Source organism: Paraburkholderia sabiae (assembly GCF_030412785.1).
Lineage (GTDB): Bacteria > Pseudomonadota > Gammaproteobacteria > Burkholderiales > Burkholderiaceae > Paraburkholderia > Paraburkholderia sabiae.
Genome location: NZ_CP125296.1, coordinates 175,535 through 192,200, shown reverse-complemented (window position 1 = coordinate 192,200; position 16,666 = coordinate 175,535). Strand labels below are relative to the sequence as shown.

Sequence of the window (16,666 nt, the reverse complement as noted above, 5' to 3'; positions counted from 1 at the left end):
GACGTGATGACATTTGAAGAAACATTGATCGTCGAGCGCCGCGAAGGCGTGGCCGAGATCATCCTGAACCGGCCCGAGCAGCGCAACGCGCTCAACGCGGCCATGTGCGACGCGTTGCGCGCCGCCGCCGTCGCGCTGCGCGACGACGACACGATCCGCTGCGTGATCGTGCGTGCGAACGGTCCGGTCTTCTGCGCGGGCGCGGATCTGAAGGAACGCAAAGACATGAGCATCGACGAAGTGCGCGCGCGCCGCCTCAAGGCATTCGCCGCATACGACGCTCTCGAGAAAATCGGCAAGCCGTGTATCGCGCTGGTGGAAGGCGCGGCAGTGGGCTCCGGCGGCGAGATTGCGATGGCGTGCGATTTCATCGTCGCGACGGAGAACGCGAGCTTCCGCACGCCGGAAGCGCTGTGGGGCACGGTAGGCGCGACGCAACGCCTGCCGCGCATCGTCGGCAAGCGGCTCGCGAAAGACATGGCCTACACGGGCCGCACGCTGTCCGTGCAGGAAGCGCTGCAAGCGGGACTCGTGTCGCGCATCATGCCCGCGGCCGAAGCCGTGGTGAGAGTACGGCAGATGGCGAACGAGATCGCCGCCGCCCCGCCGCTCGCGATGCATCTCACGCGCGACTGCATCGACCGTGGCGTGGAAAGCGATCCGGCGGGCGCGCTCGCCATCGAAATGCTCGCCATCGATACCTTGCTGCAAACGTCAGACTGGAAGCAATCCATCTCGACCTTCGGCCAGAACAAGGACAACGGAGCCGGTCATGCGTGAAGACATCGCCCATGCTGACTGGGAAAAGTGGGTCGAATGCTTCGGCCTCGCGCAGCCGGTGACGCTGCCCGCCGTGCTCGCATCGCGCGCCGCCGCGACGCCCGACGCCGAAGCGCTCGTCATCGACGGACAGCGCATCGACTATCGAACGCTGCATGAGCGCGTGCAGAGCGCGGCGGCGCGCATGATCGCGGCGGGTGTCGAGCATGGCGAGCACGTCGGCATCCTGATGGGCAATTCCGTCGACTGGGTCGTGCTGTTTTATGCGGCGGCGTCGATTGGCGCAGTCACGGTTCCCGTGAACACGCGCTTCAAGCTCGACGAACTGAACTACTGCCTGAAGCAAGGCGACGTGCGCGTGCTGTTTTACGTCGATACGTTCCTCAACATCGACTACACGCAACTGCTGCGCGACGTCGAGCCCGCCTTCGACGCAAAGCTTCCCGGCGATGTGCTGCCGCTGTTGCGCCGCGCCGTGCTGATGGGCGAAACGGAGCGCAAGGTGCCCGCTGGCGTCGAACGTTTCGATGCGCTCGCGGACACGCCCGAAACACGCGCGGAAGCCGCTGCGCGCGCCCAACGCGTGACGCCCGACGACATCCTGCTGATTCAATACACGTCGGGCACGACGTCGTTTCCGAAGGGCGTGCTGCTGCGCCATCGAAACATGCTGATGAACGCGGCTGCCTCGGCGCTGCGCATCGGCGTGCAGCCCGACGACCGCTATTTCAGCGTGCGCCCGTTCTTTCACGTCGCAGGCACAACGATGTCGCTGCTCGTCGCGCTCGTGTCAGGCGCATGTCTGCTGTCGGTGCCGTCGTTCGACGTCGCCCGCGTGCTGACCATCCTCGACGAGGAACGCTGCACGCTCACGTCGGGCAACGACACGATCTTCCTGATGATGATGGGCCACCCCGAGTTCAAACGCGAGCGCATCCATCTGCGCGGCGGCTGGGCGGCGGCGGGACCGGAAATCATGCAGAAGATCCACGACGTGATGGGTGTGAAGTACATGGTCGGCGCGTACGGGCAATCCGAAGCGTCGCCGAACGTGGTGCTCAACGACTGGCGCGATCCGCTCGAACTGCGCGTCGCCGGTTGGGCTGCGCCACATCCGGGCCTCGACATCCGCACGGTATCGACGGAAACGGGCGACGTGCAGCCCGCCGATATGCCCGGCGAAATCCAGGTGCGCGGCTGGAGCGTGATGAAGGGCTACTACAACAAGCCGCAGGAAACCGCGAAAGCGTTCAGTGACGACGGCTGGCTGCGTACCGGCGACCTCGGCGTGATCGACGGCGAAGGACGCATGCGCATGCTCGGGCGGCTGAAGGACGTGTTCCGCGTCGGCGGTGAAAACGTCGCGCCCGCCGAGGTCGAGGAAACGCTGTTCGCGCATCCCGCCGTGCAGCTCGCACAAGTGGTCGGCGTACCCGATGCGCGGCTGGGCGAAGTGGCCGCCGCCTTCGTCGTGCTGCGCGCAGGCACGCAGGCGTCGAGCGAAGAACTGATCGACTGGTGCAAGAGCCGTTGCGCGAACTTCAAGGTGCCGCGTTATCTGCGGCTCGTGCAGTCGTTCGACGATATCGGCATGACAGGCAGTTCCAAGGTTCAGAAAAACAAGCTGCGCGATTACGCGATCCGCGAATTCGGCCTGGCGTGAATGTGCCGGCGACGGCGGCACGAATGAGCCGCTATCGCCGCAAACCACATGGAGGAGACAATGACAACGTGCGCATCCGACGCCGTCGGACTTTTGCGTCCCAATGAGGCCGTGAGCGAAACGACTTACCGCAAGATCAGCCGGCGCATTCTGCCGCTGCTGTTCCTGTGCTACATCATCAACTACATCGACCGCGTGAACATCGGTATCGCGCAGATCCAGTTCAAGGCCGATCTGCATTTCAGCGATCTCGTGTACGGCATCGGCGCGGGTCTGTTCTTCGTCGGCTTTCTGCTGTTCGAGGTGCCGAGCAATCTGCTGCTCGCGAAGATGGGCGCGCGCAAGACGCTGCTGCGCATCATGGTGCTGTGGGGCGCCGTCTCCAGCGCGACCATGTTCGTCCGCACGCCCGCCGAGTTCTATCTCGCGCGCATGCTGCTGGGCGTCGCGGAAGCGGGCTTCTTTCCGGGCATCATCCTGTATCTGAGCTACTGGTTTCCGGCGGCGCGGCGCGCGCGGGTCACGGCGCTCTCGTTCATCGCGATTCCCGTTGCAACGATGATCGGCGCGCCCATCTCGGGCTGGATCATGCGCAGCTTCCACAGCGTCAACGGGCTGGCGGGCTGGCAATGGATGTTTCTGCTCGAAGGGCTGCCCGCGATTCTGCTCGGCATCGTCGTGTACTTTCGTCTTGAGGATCGCCCCGAAAGCGCCGCGTGGCTCACGTCCGAAGAGAAAGCCGGTCTCGTTGCCGCGCTCGACGCCGAACGCCGCCAACGCGCGACGCACGGACACGGCGGCATGCTGTCGGCGCTGCGCGACTGGCGCGTGTTCGTCGCAGGCATGGTGTCGTTCTGCGCGTACATCCTCGCCAGCACCATCGCGTTCTTCGCACCGATGGTCATCCAGTCGAGCGGTGTGCACGATCCGTTTCGCGTCGGCCTGTATGCGGCGATTCCGCCCATCGCGGGCATCGTGATGATGGTCATCGTGAGCCGGCATTCGGACCGCACGCGGGAACGCCGCTGGCACGCCGCCATTCCGCTGATGCTCGCCGCCGCGAGTCTGATCGCACTGCCGTTCGCGCGCGGCGACCTAGCGCTTGCCGTCGCGTTGCTCGCGATCGCGACGTCCGGGCATCTGTCCAGTCTGTCGGTGTTCTGGACCATTCCATCGACCTATCTCGCGTCGTCCAGCGCAGCGGCGGGCATCGCGCTCGTGAGCAGCATCGGCTCGCTCGGCGGACTCGTGGGACCGAGCATGATCGGCTACGTGAAGTCGGTATGGGGCAGTCTGACGCTCGGCATCCAGCTCGCGGGATGCGTGATTCTGCTGGGCGGCATCGGATTGCTGATCGGCATTCCGGCACGCCTGCTCGCGGTCGACAAGACCAGCTGAATCGCTCGAATACAACGAACCCTCTGCGCTTCACGCGCGCCACACAGGAACAGGCAGGAAAGACAATGACGATGATGTCGACTCGACTCACCCGGATGCTGAATATCGAGTATCCAATCATTCAGGCCGGGATGAGCTGGGCGTCGTCCAACGCGGCGCTGCCCGCCGCCGTCAGCAATGCAGGCGGCCTCGGCGTGATCGCTGCGGGCCCGATGTATCTCGACGCGTTCCGCGATGCCGTGCGCGAGGTCAAGGCGGCGGTGAACGGCAAACCGTTCGGCGTGAATCTGCCGCTCTATCGCCCTGAAGCCGAACGCTTTCTCGACGTGATCGAGGAAGAGCGCGTGCCCGTCATCTTCGCGTCGCAAGGCGGACCGAAAGCGCATCTCGCGCGCTTTCAGGGCATCGGCACGCGCTGGATCCATGTGGTTTCCACGCTCGAACATGCGGGCAAGGCGGCGGCGGCCGGAGTCGATGCGCTCGTCGTCGTGGGCGCGGAAGCGGGCGGGCATCCGCCTGCCAACGGCGTGAGCACGCTGGTCGCCGTGCGCCGCGCGGTGCAGGCGTTTCCTTCGATGCCGATCGCAGCGGGCGGCGGTGTCGCCGACGGCTTCGGCGTCGCCGCCCTGCTCGCGCTCGGCGCCGACGCGGTGCAACTCGGTACGCGCTTCATCGCCACGCGCGAAGCGGGCGTCCACGACAACTACAAGCGCGCGGTGTTGCAAACGGAGATCGACGGCACGGTGCTCGTCGGCGTACGCAAGCTGCCCGTGCGCATGACGAAGAACCGCTTCGCCGACGACGTGCTTCACGCCGACGCGCACGAACCCGACGACGTCGCCTACAACGCGCTCTTCATGAGCAGCACGCTCAAGCAGGCCGCGCTCGACGGCGACATCGAGCGCGGCAAGGTCGAGCTGGGGCAATCGGCCGGTCTCATCGACGATCTGCCTGCTGCGGCGGACGTGGTGGCGCGCATCGTCGACGAATACCGGACTGCCGTCGGTCGCCTGACCGGCTGATTTTCCCGTAACGAATCCAGGCTTTCACTATTGAGCGCCGTTTCTGCGTTCGGTAATTATTTCGGATGTCTAATCACAACAAAGGAGACTCGAACGATGAAATACGTGTGCGTGCCTGCGGCTGCACTCCTCTTTTCCTGTGCGGCTCACGCGCAAAGCAGCGTGACGCTTTACGGCCTGATCGACACCGCCCTGTCCTGGCAAACGCATCAGGTCGGATCGACGGCCGCGAATGGACGCGCGACGTCGAGCGGAAGTTCGGTTGCGCTCGGCCCGGGGTTTTTTAACGGCTCACGCTGGGGTGTGTTCGGAACGGAAGACCTGGGCGGCGGCACGTCGGCGATCTTCCGCATCGAGTCGGGCTTCAATCCGACGACGGGCGTTTCACTGCAAGGCAGCCGTTTGTTCGGACGGCAGGCGTATGTCGGTATCAAGGGGAACTACGGACAGGTGACGCTCGGTCGGCAGTACAGCTTGCCGTTCGAAACGCTGTTGCCTTATGACACGATCGGCTGGGCCAACTCGGCGGCCTCCGATGTCTGGGTTCAGCAGTATGCGGGCTCGCGGCTCGACAACACCGCGAAGTACACGTTGAACGTGAACAAGTGGAAGTTCGCGGCAGCGTATTCGTTCGGCGGACAGGCGGGCAGCGTGACGGACGGCTCGACGTATTCGGTTGGCGTGAACTATCAGGGCGACATATTTTCCGCGGGCTTCACCGCGCAACAAGCGAGGGATATCGCGGGGAACAAGCAGTCGAACCTCGGCACGGGCGCGTTCTATGTGATCGGTCCTGTGACCGTGAACGCCTATTACCTGTACACGCGGCGCGATGGCCGTTTTACGCCGACGAGCGGACAGGACTTCTCGCCGACGTACGGCACCTATGCGCAGCTGTACACGAACCCCGGCAACACCAATATCGGCAGCAGCACTCAGGCGCGTACCGATCACGTGTTCCAGTTAGGCACGACGTGGCAGGCGACGCCCGCTGTGCAATTCAAGGCTGCCGCCATTTACGATCTCGCCCGACACGTCAATGCGAATGGCGAAGGCGGCAACAAGCTGTCGGCGTTCCTGACGGGCGATTATCTGCTGTCGAAGCGCACCGATGTCTATCTTGTCGGCGCGTACAGCACGGTGAGCAGCGCGTTCAACGACCCGTATGCGGGCCATGACGACAGCACGTCTGTGACGTTGGGGCTTCGTCACCGGTTCTGAAGCGGGACGCGGCGGTGGCACATGTCGCCGCCTTCAACCGCGGATCAAGCGACTCGCGTTTGCAGCAGGTCGCGCGCGTTGCTGAGCATACCGTCGGCGATCTTGCCCGAGTCGATGCTGTAGCTGCCGTCACGAAGCGCTGCCTTGATCGATTCGACTTTCGCGGTATCGATGTCGGCGCTATCCGACGCGTGCAGCATCGACAGGCTCACCGTCGAACTGCTCGCGTTGCCGGCGCTGACTTTTTCCACCGCGCCGGCTGTCGCCTGGGATTCGGCGTCGTTGGTGGCGCGGACCGTTGCGGGCCGGAGAATCGCGGACGTGCTATTGCTGGAATCGATCTTCATGGTGTGTGTTCCTCGACTGTTGAGTCCTTTAACGGTCTTCGGTTTGAAATCTTCACCATGAAGCAGGGGCTGCGATCGGTCCCCGCTCCCGCCGCAGCCTTCAGATCCTTGCTGGGCGGGCCTCTCAGCAAGATGCAACAATTTGAAACAAAGTGTGAGGAACCGCACACAGCGGCCCTCAACGCACAAAAAGCGACGTGATCGACGGTCAGGCTGCCAGCACCGCTTCTGCGAAAACGCCGGGCGCGATGCTCTCGACGGCTGCGACGATCTCGATCGATTCTTCGACGTCGTTGGCAGCATGGCGCACCTCGACGATCTGCGGCTGCGCGTCGCGTTTCGCGGCCGCGGCCTTCTTCGTCTTGCCGGCGCGCGACGGCGGCTGACACGCATCGCACACGACGTTGTGCTGCAAGTCGTGCTTGTGGCCGATGAATTTGCCGCTGCACCGACAACAAGGGGTCAGTTGCAATATGTCGGCGTCGAAGAAGCGCACCAGCGTCCACGCACGCGTCAGATCGAGCACGGCTTCCGTCTTGTTGTGATGACAATGTTCGAGATACAGCCGGTAGCCCTTCGTCAGCGCGTCCAGATGCGAGCAATGCGCTTCGTCCCTCAGAAAACGGTACGTGTTGTAGAACAGCGAAGCGTGAATGTTCGCGAGCCACGTCGTGTACCAGTCGGCTGAGAACGGCAGCATGCCCTTGGGCGGCGAGACGCCTTTCACTTCGCGATAAAGACGGATCATGCGGTCGCGTGAAAGCGTCAGTTCGCTTTCGAGCACCTGCATGCGCGCGCCCAGTTCGATCAGGGCAATCGCGCGGAACACTTCCTGTGCGTCTTCGCTGAGGCTTTTCTTCGACATGGGAGGCCCCTGTTCAACCGAATTGCGTCGCTGGCTGACCGGCCAGCAGGAGAGCGGCATGTGTGGCGGCCACTTCCGCGTGCTTCGAGGTGTGCGTCAAGGCCGCCAGGATCGCGTGGTCGTTGAAACGGAAAGAGCACAGAAGCTGCTCGGAACTGGCCAGCTTGACGATCTGCGCGAGCGACAGCCCGGAGAGAATCTCGGCCACCTGCGACGACAGCCCCAGGCGGAACATGCCGACCGCCTTGTCTTCGCGGAGCATTCGTTGCGCAAGCATGATGTACGACAGATTGATTTCGCGGATTTGTTCGATCACTTCGCTGCTACGGTCCATGTTTAGCTCCGAAGTCCCTATGCATTCCGCGTATTTGCCGGAATGCGATTTTGTTTCTCCTATCGCCGCGCCGGCCTGCGTAGGCGGGCGCATTCAAATTAATTGTATGAAGAGACCCTCCGGGCGACCATTTGTTTTTATCGAAGGCCGCGATAAAACGGAATTAAATTTAAATAAGAAAGCATTGCCGATTTTATGCGTAACGTTAATGCGCGGTAAATCGACGTTATTCAGCATGAATGCGCTTTCCGGTAGTCGATAAAAAATCGCGAACGAAATACCGCCTGTATGCTGAAACCGCGCGTTTTTTACACCACCTTTATACGAATCGCACTACGCTAGCTTCATCTCGACAACCGCCTCGCATGGCAATCAAAGCATGGGCTCTGCACAACCTCTCGCGCATCGAGACGTCGTCCCTGACGTCCCCGCTGCGCAAGTCCTCTCCAACGTCATTCCTCTGCGCGCTCGCCGCGTCCAACTCGAAGTCTTTCTCGCAGACACCTCGCCTGCCACCCGCCGCACCCATCTCGCGACGCTCTTCCATTCCCCGCTCGGCGTCTACATCTCGCACGCGCAGCTGTTGCGCAACAAGACCTGCGTGCAATTCAACATCGCGCCCGAAGACCTGGACTTCACGCTTCACACGCTGATCGGCACGATCTCCGAAGCGACGATCGGCAAGATTTCGCGCATCGCCAACTGAGAGGAAGAAGATATGTACTCGGGAATCTGGCTTCCGCTCGTCACGCCGTTCCGTTCGGGCGAAGTCGATATCGAAGCGCTGCAATCACTGGCCGATCACTACGCACGCACGGGCATCGCGGGCATCGTCGCGCTCGGTACGACGGGGGAAGCCGCGCTGCTCTCCGACATCGAGCGCGTGACGGTGCTGCAGGCGATCAGCGATGTCGTGGATGGCCGGTTGCCGCTGCTGGTCGGCATCGGCGGAATGGATACGCGTGAATTCGTGCGCGAAATCCGTCGCTTCGAACGATGGGACGTGGCGGGGTTTCTCGTCTCGGCGCCCGCATACGTGTGCCCCGACCAGGCGGGCATCGAATGGCATTTCGAACAGATCGCGCGCGAGACCGAACGGCCCATCGTGCTCTACGACGTGCCGCATCGAACGGGCGCACCGATCGAACCAGACACGGTTGCGCGGCTCGCCGAACATGACAACATCGTGGCCATCAAGGCGTGCGTGAGCCGTCACTTCGACGCGCTCTGCAAGCTGCCCATCAACGTCTTGTGCGGCACCGACGAGGCTTTCGTCGATTGCCTCGCGTCGGGCGGCCACGGCGGCATTCTTGCGAGCGCGCATGTCTGCGCGGATCTGCTTGTCGAGATTCAGTCGCTGATGCAGGCGCAGGACGAAGAGACAGCGCGTCTGATTTTCGAGCGGCTCAAGCCGGTTCTCAAGCTGCTGTTCGCGGCGCCGAATCCATCGGCGATCAAGGCGATGCTGTCGCTCGAAGGCCGTATCGCCGATGAAGTGCGCATGCCCATCACGCGAGCGTCGGAGGCACTCGTCGCACAACTCGCGCAAGCCCGCGAGACGCTGCACGCGTTGCGTGCGAAACTCGCGGCGACGGTCTGAACGCATACGCTTGCATGCGTTTGCTTCACATGCGACCCCAGTGATCGGCAAGATAATCGACGAAGGTTCTGATCTTCGGCGACGCCAGCTTCGAGCGTTCGAACAGCACATACACGGGCGTCGCGGGCGGCGCGAATCTGTCGAGGACGGGCTGCAAGCGTCCTGCCTCGATATGCGCCGCGACCTGCCACGCGGGCGCGCGCACGATGCCCGCACCTTCGAGCGCCGCCGACACCAGCGCATCGAGGCTGTTCATCCACAGACGCCCCGTCACGCTTACGCGCGTGCGCGTCGCACCCGACTGGAAACGCCAGTCCACCGGCCCGGACGCATCCGAGAACACCAGGCAATCGTGCTGGCGCAGATCGTCGGGCTTGCGAGGCGTGCCGCGCTGCGCCAGATACGACGGCGCGGCGCACACCACCATTTCGATGTCATCGAGCTTGCGCGCGACGAGGCTCGAATCCGGCAACCGGCCCACGCGCACGGCGAGATGCAGACCTTCCTCGACGAGATTGACGACGCGATCGACGAGCATCAGATCGACGGCGACATCCGGATGCTGTGCAAGAAAGCGCGGCAGCAGCGGCGCGATCAGCAGGCGGCCGAGCAGGTTCGGCGCGGCGATCCGCAGCCGTCCCGACAGCTTCCCCCGACCCGCGGATAGCGCGCTGCCAAGCTCGTCCACTTCGCCGAGAATCGACTTCGCGCGATCGTAGAGAATGCGGCCCTCGTCCGTCATCGCGAGGTTGCGCGTGGTGCGGCGGAGCAGTTGCGCGCCGAACTGCTCTTCGAGCGCCGAAATATGCCGGCTGACCGACGTCAACGACATCGGGATCGCGCGCGCCGCCGCGGACAGGCTGCCCGTCTCCACGACCCGCACGTAGACGCTCATCGCTTCAAAGCGGTCCATGATTCGACTCTTCCGGATTTGGCAAGGGTGCTTGCCGTTACGCAGGGATACCGGCGATTTTCGGAATAGTCTACATTCATCCATGTGGAGACGAAATCACGGGACCCTGCTATCCAGATGAAACGCTCGATCTACTGGCTCATGGCCGCCGCGGCCGGCATCGTGGTCGCGAACAACTACTACAACCAGCCTCTGCTCGCCGATTTCGCGCTGGCGTTTCACACCAGCGAACGGCAGGCGGGGACGGTATCGGTCGCGGCGCAAACGGGATATGCGCTCGGACTGCTGCTGTTCGTGCCGCTCGGCGACAAGCTCGAACGTCGTTCGATGCTGCGCACGCTGTTGTGCATCGCGAGCCTGTCGCTCGCCGCGATCGCGCTGTCGCCGACACTGAACTGGCTCGTGGCCGCCAGCTTTCTGACGGGCCTCGCCAGCGTCGCGCCGCAATTGCTGACGCCGTTCGCGGCGCAACTCGCCGGACCGCAGCAACGCGGCGAAGCTGTCGGCATCGTGATGTTCGGCTTGCTGTGCGGCATCCTCGTATCGCGCTCGATCTCCGGTTCGATCGCGCAGCATTTCGGCTGGCGCAGCGTCTATTGGGTCGCGGCGGCGGCGATGCTCGTCACGGCCGCCGTGCTGTCGCGGACCTTGCCGCGCGCGGAGCCGACGTACAAGGGCACCTACGGCCGCCTGATGGGCTCGCTGTGGACGCTGTTGCGTGAAGAGCCGCTCATCCGGCAAACGTCGGCGATCGCTGCGCTACAGTTCGCCGCTTTCAGCGCGTTCTGGGCGACGCTCGCCTTTCACCTGCGCGCCATGGATCCGCACTATGGAAGCGAAGTCGCGGGACTGTTCGGGCTCGTCGGCGTGGTCGGCGCGCTTGCGTCGACGAAAGCAGGCAAGCTGATCGACCAGCGCAATCCGCGGCTCGTCGTATTGGCGAGCGGCGTGATCTTCGTCATCGCTTTCGCGATTCTCGCGGCCGCAGGCCATACCATCGCCGGACTCGTGGCAGGTGTAATCGTGCTCGATCTCGGCTTGCAGAGCGGACACGTCGCGAACATGGCGCGCAACATGAGCATCAAGAGCGATGCGATGAGCCGCATCAACACGCTCTACATGACGATCCGTTTCGCGGGCGGCGCACTCGGTTCGTCGCTGGGCATCTGGGCGTGGAGCATCTGGCAGTGGCCGGGCGTGTGCGTGGTCGGTCTCGCGCTCGGCTGCATGTCGTTGGCGATGCAGGCAAGGCCGCGCATGTCGTGCGAAGCGCTGCGGGAATGATGCGATGCAAGCGCACTTCTATCGGCGCGGCGGAACACGGAACCACGTCAGCGCGACGATCAGCAGGAACACGACGTAGGCCACCGCGAACACCCAGGGCGGCAAATCGTAGTACATCCAGACGCTCACCCAGTGCTGGATGAAGCCTTGCGTGCCTGCCGCGCCCGTGCGCAGTTCGTCTTCGAGAACGGTGAGCGGACAAGGCACGTCGAGGGCCGCAAGCATCGCGACGACGCCGATTGCCGCCAGATGCACGATGCGAAACGCACGGTTGCGCACCCACGCTTGCCGCATCGCCGCGCCCGTCCAGATCGCCAGCAATCCGCCGACGATGAACAGCACGATCAGCGCATGCACCACGAGAACTGCATCGGCGAGCCCGATCATGACGCCCCTTGCGTGCAGAAACCTTCCCGCAGGATAGCGCGCATTCACGCGCAATCCGCTGCTTTTCCAACGCGTCAACGATGCCTGCGTTTGTGTCGCCGCGCGCCAGTCAATCACCAGATTTGATGTGCTAGCCTGAAAGTTCATCATCCGAAGTGATCCGGCGAGGCGCATGATGGAACTGAGGCATTTGAAAATGTTCTGTGCAGTGGCCGAATTCGGCAGCTTCACGGCAGCGGCTGAAAAAATCCACAACGTTCAGTCGAACGTGACGATGCGCATCAAGGAGCTTGAAAGCGAGCTGAATCAGCAGCTCTTCATCCGCCAGAAGAACGGCGTGATGCTCACGTCGGCCGGGCAGATCTTTCTCGGCTACGCGCAACGCATCCTTCAGTTGACGGACGAAAGCCGCAACGCGATGCTCGACAACGCGTCGCCGCGTGGACTGCTGCGGCTTGGGTCGATGGAAACGACGGCGGCTATTCGCTTGCCGAAAGTGCTCGCGAAGTATCACGAGCGCTATCCGCAGGTTCAGCTATCGTTGATGACGGGCACCACGGCCGAACTGATCAAGGCCGTCGAATGTCATCGGCTCGACGGCGCGTTCGTCGGCGGCTTTCATCAGAGTGCGTCGCTTCATCAGGAAGAGGTCTTTCATGAGGAGCTGGTGCTCGTCAGCGGGATCGGGTTCGAATCGCTGGACGCGCTCGCCAGCCAGATGTCCGGGCAAACCGTGCTCGCGTTCAGGACGGGCTGTTTCTATCGATCGACGCTCGAACACTGGTTCTATCAGGCAGGCATCATTCCCGGCCAGGTGATGGAGCTTGGCACGCTGGACGGCATCATGTCGTGCGTCGCAGCGGGAATGGGCGTGACGCTGTTGCCGCGATCGGTGGTGGAGGGTCATGGCACGCGGCAAGCCGTGCACTGCCATACGTTGCCGCCGGAGTTTTCGCACGTGAAGACGGTGTTCATCCGCAACAAGGACGCCATCGTCACGCCCGCGCTGACTGCATTGACCGAACTCGCGCATGCGCAGTTTGCCGTCGATGCCGACATTCGGCCATCAGGCGCTCAAAACATGCTGGCTTCCGCGCTGGCCTGTTTCGACGCTGCGTGATGTTGCTGCGATAGCTACAAAATGAAAAAGGCGGCGCATGAACTGCGCCGCCTTTTTGCTTCAGCGCACGTTACGCGTAGCGCAGCATCAGTCCATCAACGCGCCCGCCTGAGGCCCGCTCACGCTCGTCGGCAAGCCCTTTCGCCAGTTCTTCCACACGCTCGGCCGCCGACATCACGCGATCGATCTTGCCCACGCCCTGCCCCGCGTACAGCGACAGCTTTTGCGCCATCTTCGGCTTGTCGATCGCACGCGCGCCGCCGCCCATGAAACGCAACAGGTTCCACTTGTCGCGGTTCGGGATCACGCGATGCGGCGTGCCGTACTTCCAGCCAAACGAATAGCCGGTGCGGTATTCGGTGTCGTCGACGGTGGCATCGACGATCTTCTGCTTGTACAACGGATGCGCATTCGACTCTTCGCACGCGACGAACGCCGTGCCCGCCAGCACGCCGCCCGCGCCCATCCGCATCACCGTGCGAACGTCATCGCGATTCGTGATGCCGCCAGCGGCGAGCACGGGGCGTCCGCCCGCCACGTCGATCAGTGCCGGCAACAGCGACAGCAGTCCGATCGTGCCGCGATTCAGGTGGCCGCCGCTCTCGCTGCCCTGCGCGGTGATGATGTCTGCGCCGTGCGCGATGGCCTGGCGCGCAAGCTCGACGGAACCGACCTGAACCATGACGATCATCCCCGCATCCTTCGCCCGCGCGATCATCTGCGGATAGTGCTCCGCATAGAACAGCGACAACATGCGCGGCCTTTCCTGCAGCACGACCTGAAACTGCGCTTCGAATACATCCGGGCCGCCGAACGACGGCACGAGATTGACGCCGAACGGCTTGTCCGTCAACTCCTTCGTTTCGCGTAACCAGCGCCGCAATGCGAGCGGCGGCAAACGCAGCCCGCCGACCGTCCCCATCCCGCCCGCATTGGCGACAGCAGCCACCAGCTTCGGCCCGGAAATCGCCGCCATACCGGCGAGGAAAATCGGATAGTGGATGCCGCACAGCTTCGTGACGGCGTTTCCAGCAAACTCATTCTCTGTTGTTGTGCTCATGATTCAAAGCTCCACGCGTTTACCAAGCATGCGTTTCAACGCATCGTTCTTCAACACGAAATGGTTCTTGCAGGCACCGAAGATATGAAGCGCGAGGCCAAGCACGAACGGCGTCGCGCCGATCCTGAACAGGACTTCGAAGACGTGCGCGGCCTGCGCATCTGGCTGCATCGGCGAAGGGATGAACCAGCCGCCCGGCAACCCGACAACCTGACCAGCAGCCGATTTCGCGAACCACGCGGCGACGGGCAGCAGCACCATTGCAAGCGCAAGCGACGTGGCGACCGACCGGCTCACGATCACCTCGACGGGATTCGGCGTACCGACGGGCAGCGGGTGCCACGACGTCACGCGTGCCCAGAATCGATAGATCGAAACCGGAAACAGGATCGTGCCGAGCAGGTTCAGCACTCTGGCGAGCCCGGCATCGGGCGAGATCCACAACACGATTTCAATAGCGATGATTGCGAGCACCAGCGCCGCGACGATCCAGTGCAATGCGATCGTGACCGGCGAAAAGCCCAGACCGTTATCGCGCCACTGAAAGCGGCTTTGTGCGTGCGTGTCGGGCGATGGAGCATCGTTCATGGAGGACATATGCGAGTTCGACATTTGCATTCCCTTTCGATATCGACGGTTCACTAATGACTGGCCGCGCGCGACGCACCGATACCTGTCTGTGCGCGCACGAATTGATCGTCGAACTGTTCGCGCTCGTTCGCTGCGCGTGCGCCCTGATCGGTGACCGAGCCGATCCATGTGAAGAAGAACGCGATCGACATCGAAATGATCGCGGGGTAGTCGTAGGGAAAGATCGGCGCTGCATGCCCGAGCACCTTCACCCAGACCGCCGGCGACAGCACGACCAGACCGACCGCGCTGACGAGTCCCGCAATGCCGCCCATCAACGCACCGCGCGTCGTGAGGCCTTTCCAGTAGATCGAAAGCGTGAGGATCGGGAAGTTCACCGACGCGGCCACGCTGAACGTCAGCGCCACGAGGAACGCGACGTTCTGATCCTTGAAGAGAATGCCAAGCACGATCGCGACACCCGCAATCGCCACCGACGCGATTCTCGACACGCGCTTTTCCTTCGCTTGATCGGCCTGATTGCGCTTGATGACCATCGCGTAGAGATCGTGCGAAATGGCGGAAGTGCCTGCCATCGTGAGTCCCGCGACGACGGCGAGAATCGTTGCGAACGCGACCGCAGACAGAAAGCCCAGCACGAGATCGCCGCCCATCGCTTTCGCCAGATGCATGACAGGCATGTTGCCGCCGCCGATCAGCTTGCCGCCCGCCACGCCGCCCTCGAAGAACGCGGGGTTGCGATTCACGATCACGATCGCCGCCGTGCCGAGTACCGTCACGACGAGAAAGAAATAGCCGATAAAGCCCGTCGCGACGAACACGGATTTGCGCGCCGCTTTCGCGTCCGGCACCGTGAAAAAGCGCATCAGGATATGCGGCAGGCCCGAGGTGCCGAACACCAGTCCAACCGACAACGACAGCATCGCGAACGGATCGGCGACGAGCTTGCTGGGCAGCATGATGCCTGCGCCGCTCTTATGCGTAGCAATCGCCTGCGCGAACATGTCGTTCAACGAAAAGCCGAACTGACTCAGCGCGAGCAACGCCAGCAGGCTTGCGCCGAACAGCATCAGCACGGCCTTGATGATCTGCACCCACGTCGTCGCGACCATCCCGCCGAACGTCACATACACGGCCATCAACACGCCGACCACGACGACCGCGTAGTTGTATTGCAGCCCGAACAGAAGCTGGATCAACTGGCCCGCGCCCACCATCTGCACGACGAGATAGAAGCACACGACCGTCAGTGAGCCGAACGCCATCAGTGTGCGGATTCTCTGCTGGTCGAGCCTGAACGATGCGATATCGGCGATCGTGACCTGCCCGAGATTGCGGATGCGTTCCGCGAACAGAAACATCAGCAACGGCCACGCGACGAAGAAGCTCACCGCGTACAGCATGCCGTCGTATCCGTTGAAGAAGATCATGCTGGTCAGCCCGAGCAGCGCGGCCGCCGACATGTAATCGCCCGCCAGCGCCAGTCCGTTCTGAAAGCCGGAAATGCCGCCGCCCGCGTTGTAGAAGTCCTTCATCGACTTCGTCTTCGACGCGGACCAGTACGTGATGCCGAGCGTCGCGACGACGAATACGAGAAACATCGCGATGGCCGTGACGTTGAGCGGTTGCTTCTGAACCTTGCCGAAGGTTTCTGCTGCCGTGGCTGATTGTGCGATACACACGGCAAGCATAAAGCCGATGAACGAGACGTAGCGTTTCATTGCACGTCTCCCGCGAGAATGCGAGCAGTCAACTCGTCGAACTCGCCGTTCGCGCGGCGGATATAGATGCCCGTCAACACCCACGTGCCGACGATCAGCGCGACGCCCAACGGCCAGCCGATCGTCATCACGCTTCCCGGATACAGCTTCAACGCAAGCACCTTCGGCGCGAATCCCGCTATCAGCACGAACGCGTAGTAAGGCAGCAAAGTACCGAGTGTGAGCGATGCCACGAGCCTGCGACGGCGCGCGACGAGTCGAACGAACGCCGGCGACAGCCGCACGTCGTGATGTGCAGTCGTATGGACCACGATGTCTCCTGTATCTCGTTTGGAAGTGGGCGCATGTCGGGGGCTGCCC

General features: G+C 62.8%; 18 protein-coding genes. 9 read left to right on the top strand and 9 right to left on the bottom strand.

From position 1 onward, the window contains the following. Positions 1 to 6: 6 nt before the first annotated feature. The 5 genes from QEN71_RS30540 to QEN71_RS30520 all read left to right on the top strand — a co-directional run bounded on the left by QEN71_RS30540 (position 7) and on the right by QEN71_RS30520 (position 6,084). Positions 7 to 780, top strand: coding sequence for an enoyl-CoA hydratase/isomerase family protein (locus QEN71_RS30540; protein ID WP_201646887.1), 774 nt, complete (start codon positions 7 to 9; stop codon positions 778 to 780). Then, positions 773 to 2,443, top strand: coding sequence for an AMP-binding protein (locus QEN71_RS30535; protein ID WP_201646886.1), 1,671 nt, complete (start codon positions 773 to 775; stop codon positions 2,441 to 2,443). Before QEN71_RS30540 ends, QEN71_RS30535 begins: the two co-directional genes overlap by 8 nt. A gap of 60 nt (positions 2,444 to 2,503) precedes the next feature. Then, positions 2,504 to 3,841, top strand: coding sequence for an MFS transporter (locus QEN71_RS30530; RefSeq protein ID WP_201646885.1), 1,338 nt, complete (start codon positions 2,504 to 2,506; stop codon positions 3,839 to 3,841). 71 nt (positions 3,842 to 3,912) lie between these two features. Further along, positions 3,913 to 4,863: an NAD(P)H-dependent flavin oxidoreductase gene (locus tag QEN71_RS30525; protein WP_201646884.1), complete on the top strand. Its 951-nt coding sequence runs from the start codon at positions 3,913 to 3,915 to the stop codon at positions 4,861 to 4,863. 96 nt (positions 4,864 to 4,959) lie between these two features. Further along, the gene (locus QEN71_RS30520; RefSeq protein WP_201646883.1) at positions 4,960 to 6,084 is read left to right on the top strand and encodes a porin; all 1,125 of its coding nucleotides are present in this window, start codon (positions 4,960 to 4,962) and stop codon (positions 6,082 to 6,084) included. Between the two features lie 44 nt (positions 6,085 to 6,128). Here the strand turns inward: QEN71_RS30520 and flgM are convergent, their stop codons facing one another. From flgM to flhD, 3 genes are all read right to left on the bottom strand, one after another. Further along, positions 6,129 to 6,431, bottom strand: a complete 303-nt coding sequence (flgM, locus tag QEN71_RS30515) for a flagellar biosynthesis anti-sigma factor FlgM (RefSeq protein ID WP_201646882.1) — start codon at positions 6,429 to 6,431, stop codon at positions 6,129 to 6,131. A 208-nt stretch (positions 6,432 to 6,639) separates the two neighbouring features. After that, the gene (gene flhC / locus QEN71_RS30510; RefSeq protein ID WP_201646881.1) at positions 6,640 to 7,296 is read right to left on the bottom strand and encodes a flagellar transcriptional regulator FlhC; all 657 of its coding nucleotides are present in this window, start codon (positions 7,294 to 7,296) and stop codon (positions 6,640 to 6,642) included. Positions 7,297 to 7,309: 13 nt separating this feature from the next. Further along, positions 7,310 to 7,630, bottom strand: coding sequence for a flagellar transcriptional regulator FlhD (gene flhD / locus QEN71_RS30505; protein ID WP_201646880.1), 321 nt, complete (start codon positions 7,628 to 7,630; stop codon positions 7,310 to 7,312). A gap of 379 nt (positions 7,631 to 8,009) precedes the next feature. Here flhD and QEN71_RS30500 point away from each other — a divergent pair, with 379 nt between their 5' ends. Both QEN71_RS30500 and dapA read left to right on the top strand, forming a co-directional pair. Beyond that, positions 8,010 to 8,336, top strand: coding sequence for a hypothetical protein (locus QEN71_RS30500; protein WP_201646879.1), 327 nt, complete (start codon positions 8,010 to 8,012; stop codon positions 8,334 to 8,336). A 12-nt stretch (positions 8,337 to 8,348) separates the two neighbouring features. Beyond that, positions 8,349 to 9,230, top strand: a complete 882-nt coding sequence (gene dapA / locus QEN71_RS30495; protein ID WP_201646878.1) for a 4-hydroxy-tetrahydrodipicolinate synthase — start codon at positions 8,349 to 8,351, stop codon at positions 9,228 to 9,230. A 25-nt stretch (positions 9,231 to 9,255) separates the two neighbouring features. Here dapA and QEN71_RS30490 read toward each other — a convergent pair whose 3' ends face one another. Next, entirely contained in the window at positions 9,256 to 10,143 is an 888-nt protein-coding gene (locus QEN71_RS30490) for a LysR family transcriptional regulator (RefSeq protein WP_201646877.1), read from the bottom strand. A 117-nt stretch (positions 10,144 to 10,260) separates the two neighbouring features. On the opposite strand from QEN71_RS30490, the gene QEN71_RS30485 reads away from it, so the two are divergent. Beyond that, positions 10,261 to 11,427: an MFS transporter gene (locus tag QEN71_RS30485; protein WP_201646876.1), complete on the top strand. Its 1,167-nt coding sequence runs from the start codon at positions 10,261 to 10,263 to the stop codon at positions 11,425 to 11,427. Between the two features lie 18 nt (positions 11,428 to 11,445). On the opposite strand, the gene QEN71_RS30480 is transcribed toward QEN71_RS30485, so the two are convergent. Beyond that, complete coding sequence (locus tag QEN71_RS30480; RefSeq protein ID WP_201646875.1) at positions 11,446 to 11,814, bottom strand: DUF2784 domain-containing protein; 369 nt, start codon at positions 11,812 to 11,814, stop codon at positions 11,446 to 11,448. Positions 11,815 to 11,986: 172 nt separating this feature from the next. Here QEN71_RS30480 and QEN71_RS30475 point away from each other — a divergent pair, with 172 nt between their 5' ends. Then, on the top strand, positions 11,987 to 12,934 hold the full coding sequence (locus QEN71_RS30475; protein ID WP_233471599.1) for a LysR substrate-binding domain-containing protein: 948 nt from the start codon (positions 11,987 to 11,989) through the stop codon (positions 12,932 to 12,934). A gap of 70 nt (positions 12,935 to 13,004) precedes the next feature. Here QEN71_RS30475 and QEN71_RS30470 read toward each other — a convergent pair whose 3' ends face one another. The 4 genes from QEN71_RS30470 to QEN71_RS30455 are packed head-to-tail and all read right to left on the bottom strand — an operon-like array spanning position 13,005 to position 16,617. After that, the gene (locus QEN71_RS30470; RefSeq protein ID WP_201646874.1) at positions 13,005 to 13,994 is read right to left on the bottom strand and encodes an NAD(P)H-dependent flavin oxidoreductase; all 990 of its coding nucleotides are present in this window, start codon (positions 13,992 to 13,994) and stop codon (positions 13,005 to 13,007) included. A 3-nt stretch (positions 13,995 to 13,997) separates the two neighbouring features. Beyond that, positions 13,998 to 14,582 (bottom strand): cytochrome b, encoded by a 585-nt coding sequence (locus QEN71_RS30465; RefSeq protein ID WP_377789309.1) that lies wholly within the window; start codon positions 14,580 to 14,582, stop codon positions 13,998 to 14,000. A 53-nt stretch (positions 14,583 to 14,635) separates the two neighbouring features. Beyond that, positions 14,636 to 16,306: a cation/acetate symporter ActP gene (gene actP / locus QEN71_RS30460; RefSeq protein ID WP_201646872.1), complete on the bottom strand. Its 1,671-nt coding sequence runs from the start codon at positions 16,304 to 16,306 to the stop codon at positions 14,636 to 14,638. Continuing rightward, positions 16,303 to 16,617 (bottom strand): DUF485 domain-containing protein, encoded by a 315-nt coding sequence (locus QEN71_RS30455; RefSeq protein ID WP_201646871.1) that lies wholly within the window; start codon positions 16,615 to 16,617, stop codon positions 16,303 to 16,305. Before QEN71_RS30455 ends, actP begins: the two co-directional genes overlap by 4 nt. Positions 16,618 to 16,666 lie beyond the last annotated feature (49 nt).

Excerpts from the sequence above, each read along its gene's own strand:
- QEN71_RS30465 (WP_377789309.1), bottom strand. The coding sequence starts at position 14,582 with ATGAACGATGCTCCATCGCCCGACACGCACGCACAAAGCCGCTTTCAG.
- QEN71_RS30540 (WP_201646887.1), top strand. The coding sequence starts at position 7 with ATGACATTTGAAGAAACATTGATCGTCGAGCGCCGCGAAGGCGTGGCC.
- QEN71_RS30490 (WP_201646877.1), bottom strand. The coding sequence starts at position 10,143 with ATGGACCGCTTTGAAGCGATGAGCGTCTACGTGCGGGTCGTGGAGACG.
- flhC (WP_201646881.1), bottom strand. The coding sequence starts at position 7,296 with ATGTCGAAGAAAAGCCTCAGCGAAGACGCACAGGAAGTGTTCCGCGCG.
- QEN71_RS30535 (WP_201646886.1), top strand. The coding sequence starts at position 773 with ATGCGTGAAGACATCGCCCATGCTGACTGGGAAAAGTGGGTCGAATGC.
- actP (WP_201646872.1), bottom strand. The coding sequence starts at position 16,306 with ATGAAACGCTACGTCTCGTTCATCGGCTTTATGCTTGCCGTGTGTATC.
- QEN71_RS30500 (WP_201646879.1), top strand. The coding sequence starts at position 8,010 with ATGGGCTCTGCACAACCTCTCGCGCATCGAGACGTCGTCCCTGACGTC.
- QEN71_RS30470 (WP_201646874.1), bottom strand. The coding sequence starts at position 13,994 with ATGAGCACAACAACAGAGAATGAGTTTGCTGGAAACGCCGTCACGAAG.
- QEN71_RS30530 (WP_201646885.1), top strand. The coding sequence starts at position 2,504 with ATGACAACGTGCGCATCCGACGCCGTCGGACTTTTGCGTCCCAATGAG.
- QEN71_RS30525 (WP_201646884.1), top strand. The coding sequence starts at position 3,913 with ATGATGTCGACTCGACTCACCCGGATGCTGAATATCGAGTATCCAATC.
- QEN71_RS30485 (WP_201646876.1), top strand. The coding sequence starts at position 10,261 with ATGAAACGCTCGATCTACTGGCTCATGGCCGCCGCGGCCGGCATCGTG.
- QEN71_RS30475 (WP_233471599.1), top strand. The coding sequence starts at position 11,987 with ATGATGGAACTGAGGCATTTGAAAATGTTCTGTGCAGTGGCCGAATTC.
- flgM (WP_201646882.1), bottom strand. The coding sequence starts at position 6,431 with ATGAAGATCGATTCCAGCAATAGCACGTCCGCGATTCTCCGGCCCGCA.
- dapA (WP_201646878.1), top strand. The coding sequence starts at position 8,349 with ATGTACTCGGGAATCTGGCTTCCGCTCGTCACGCCGTTCCGTTCGGGC.
- flhD (WP_201646880.1), bottom strand. The coding sequence starts at position 7,630 with ATGGACCGTAGCAGCGAAGTGATCGAACAAATCCGCGAAATCAATCTG.
- QEN71_RS30480 (WP_201646875.1), bottom strand. The coding sequence starts at position 11,814 with ATGATCGGGCTCGCCGATGCAGTTCTCGTGGTGCATGCGCTGATCGTG.
- QEN71_RS30520 (WP_201646883.1), top strand. The coding sequence starts at position 4,960 with ATGAAATACGTGTGCGTGCCTGCGGCTGCACTCCTCTTTTCCTGTGCG.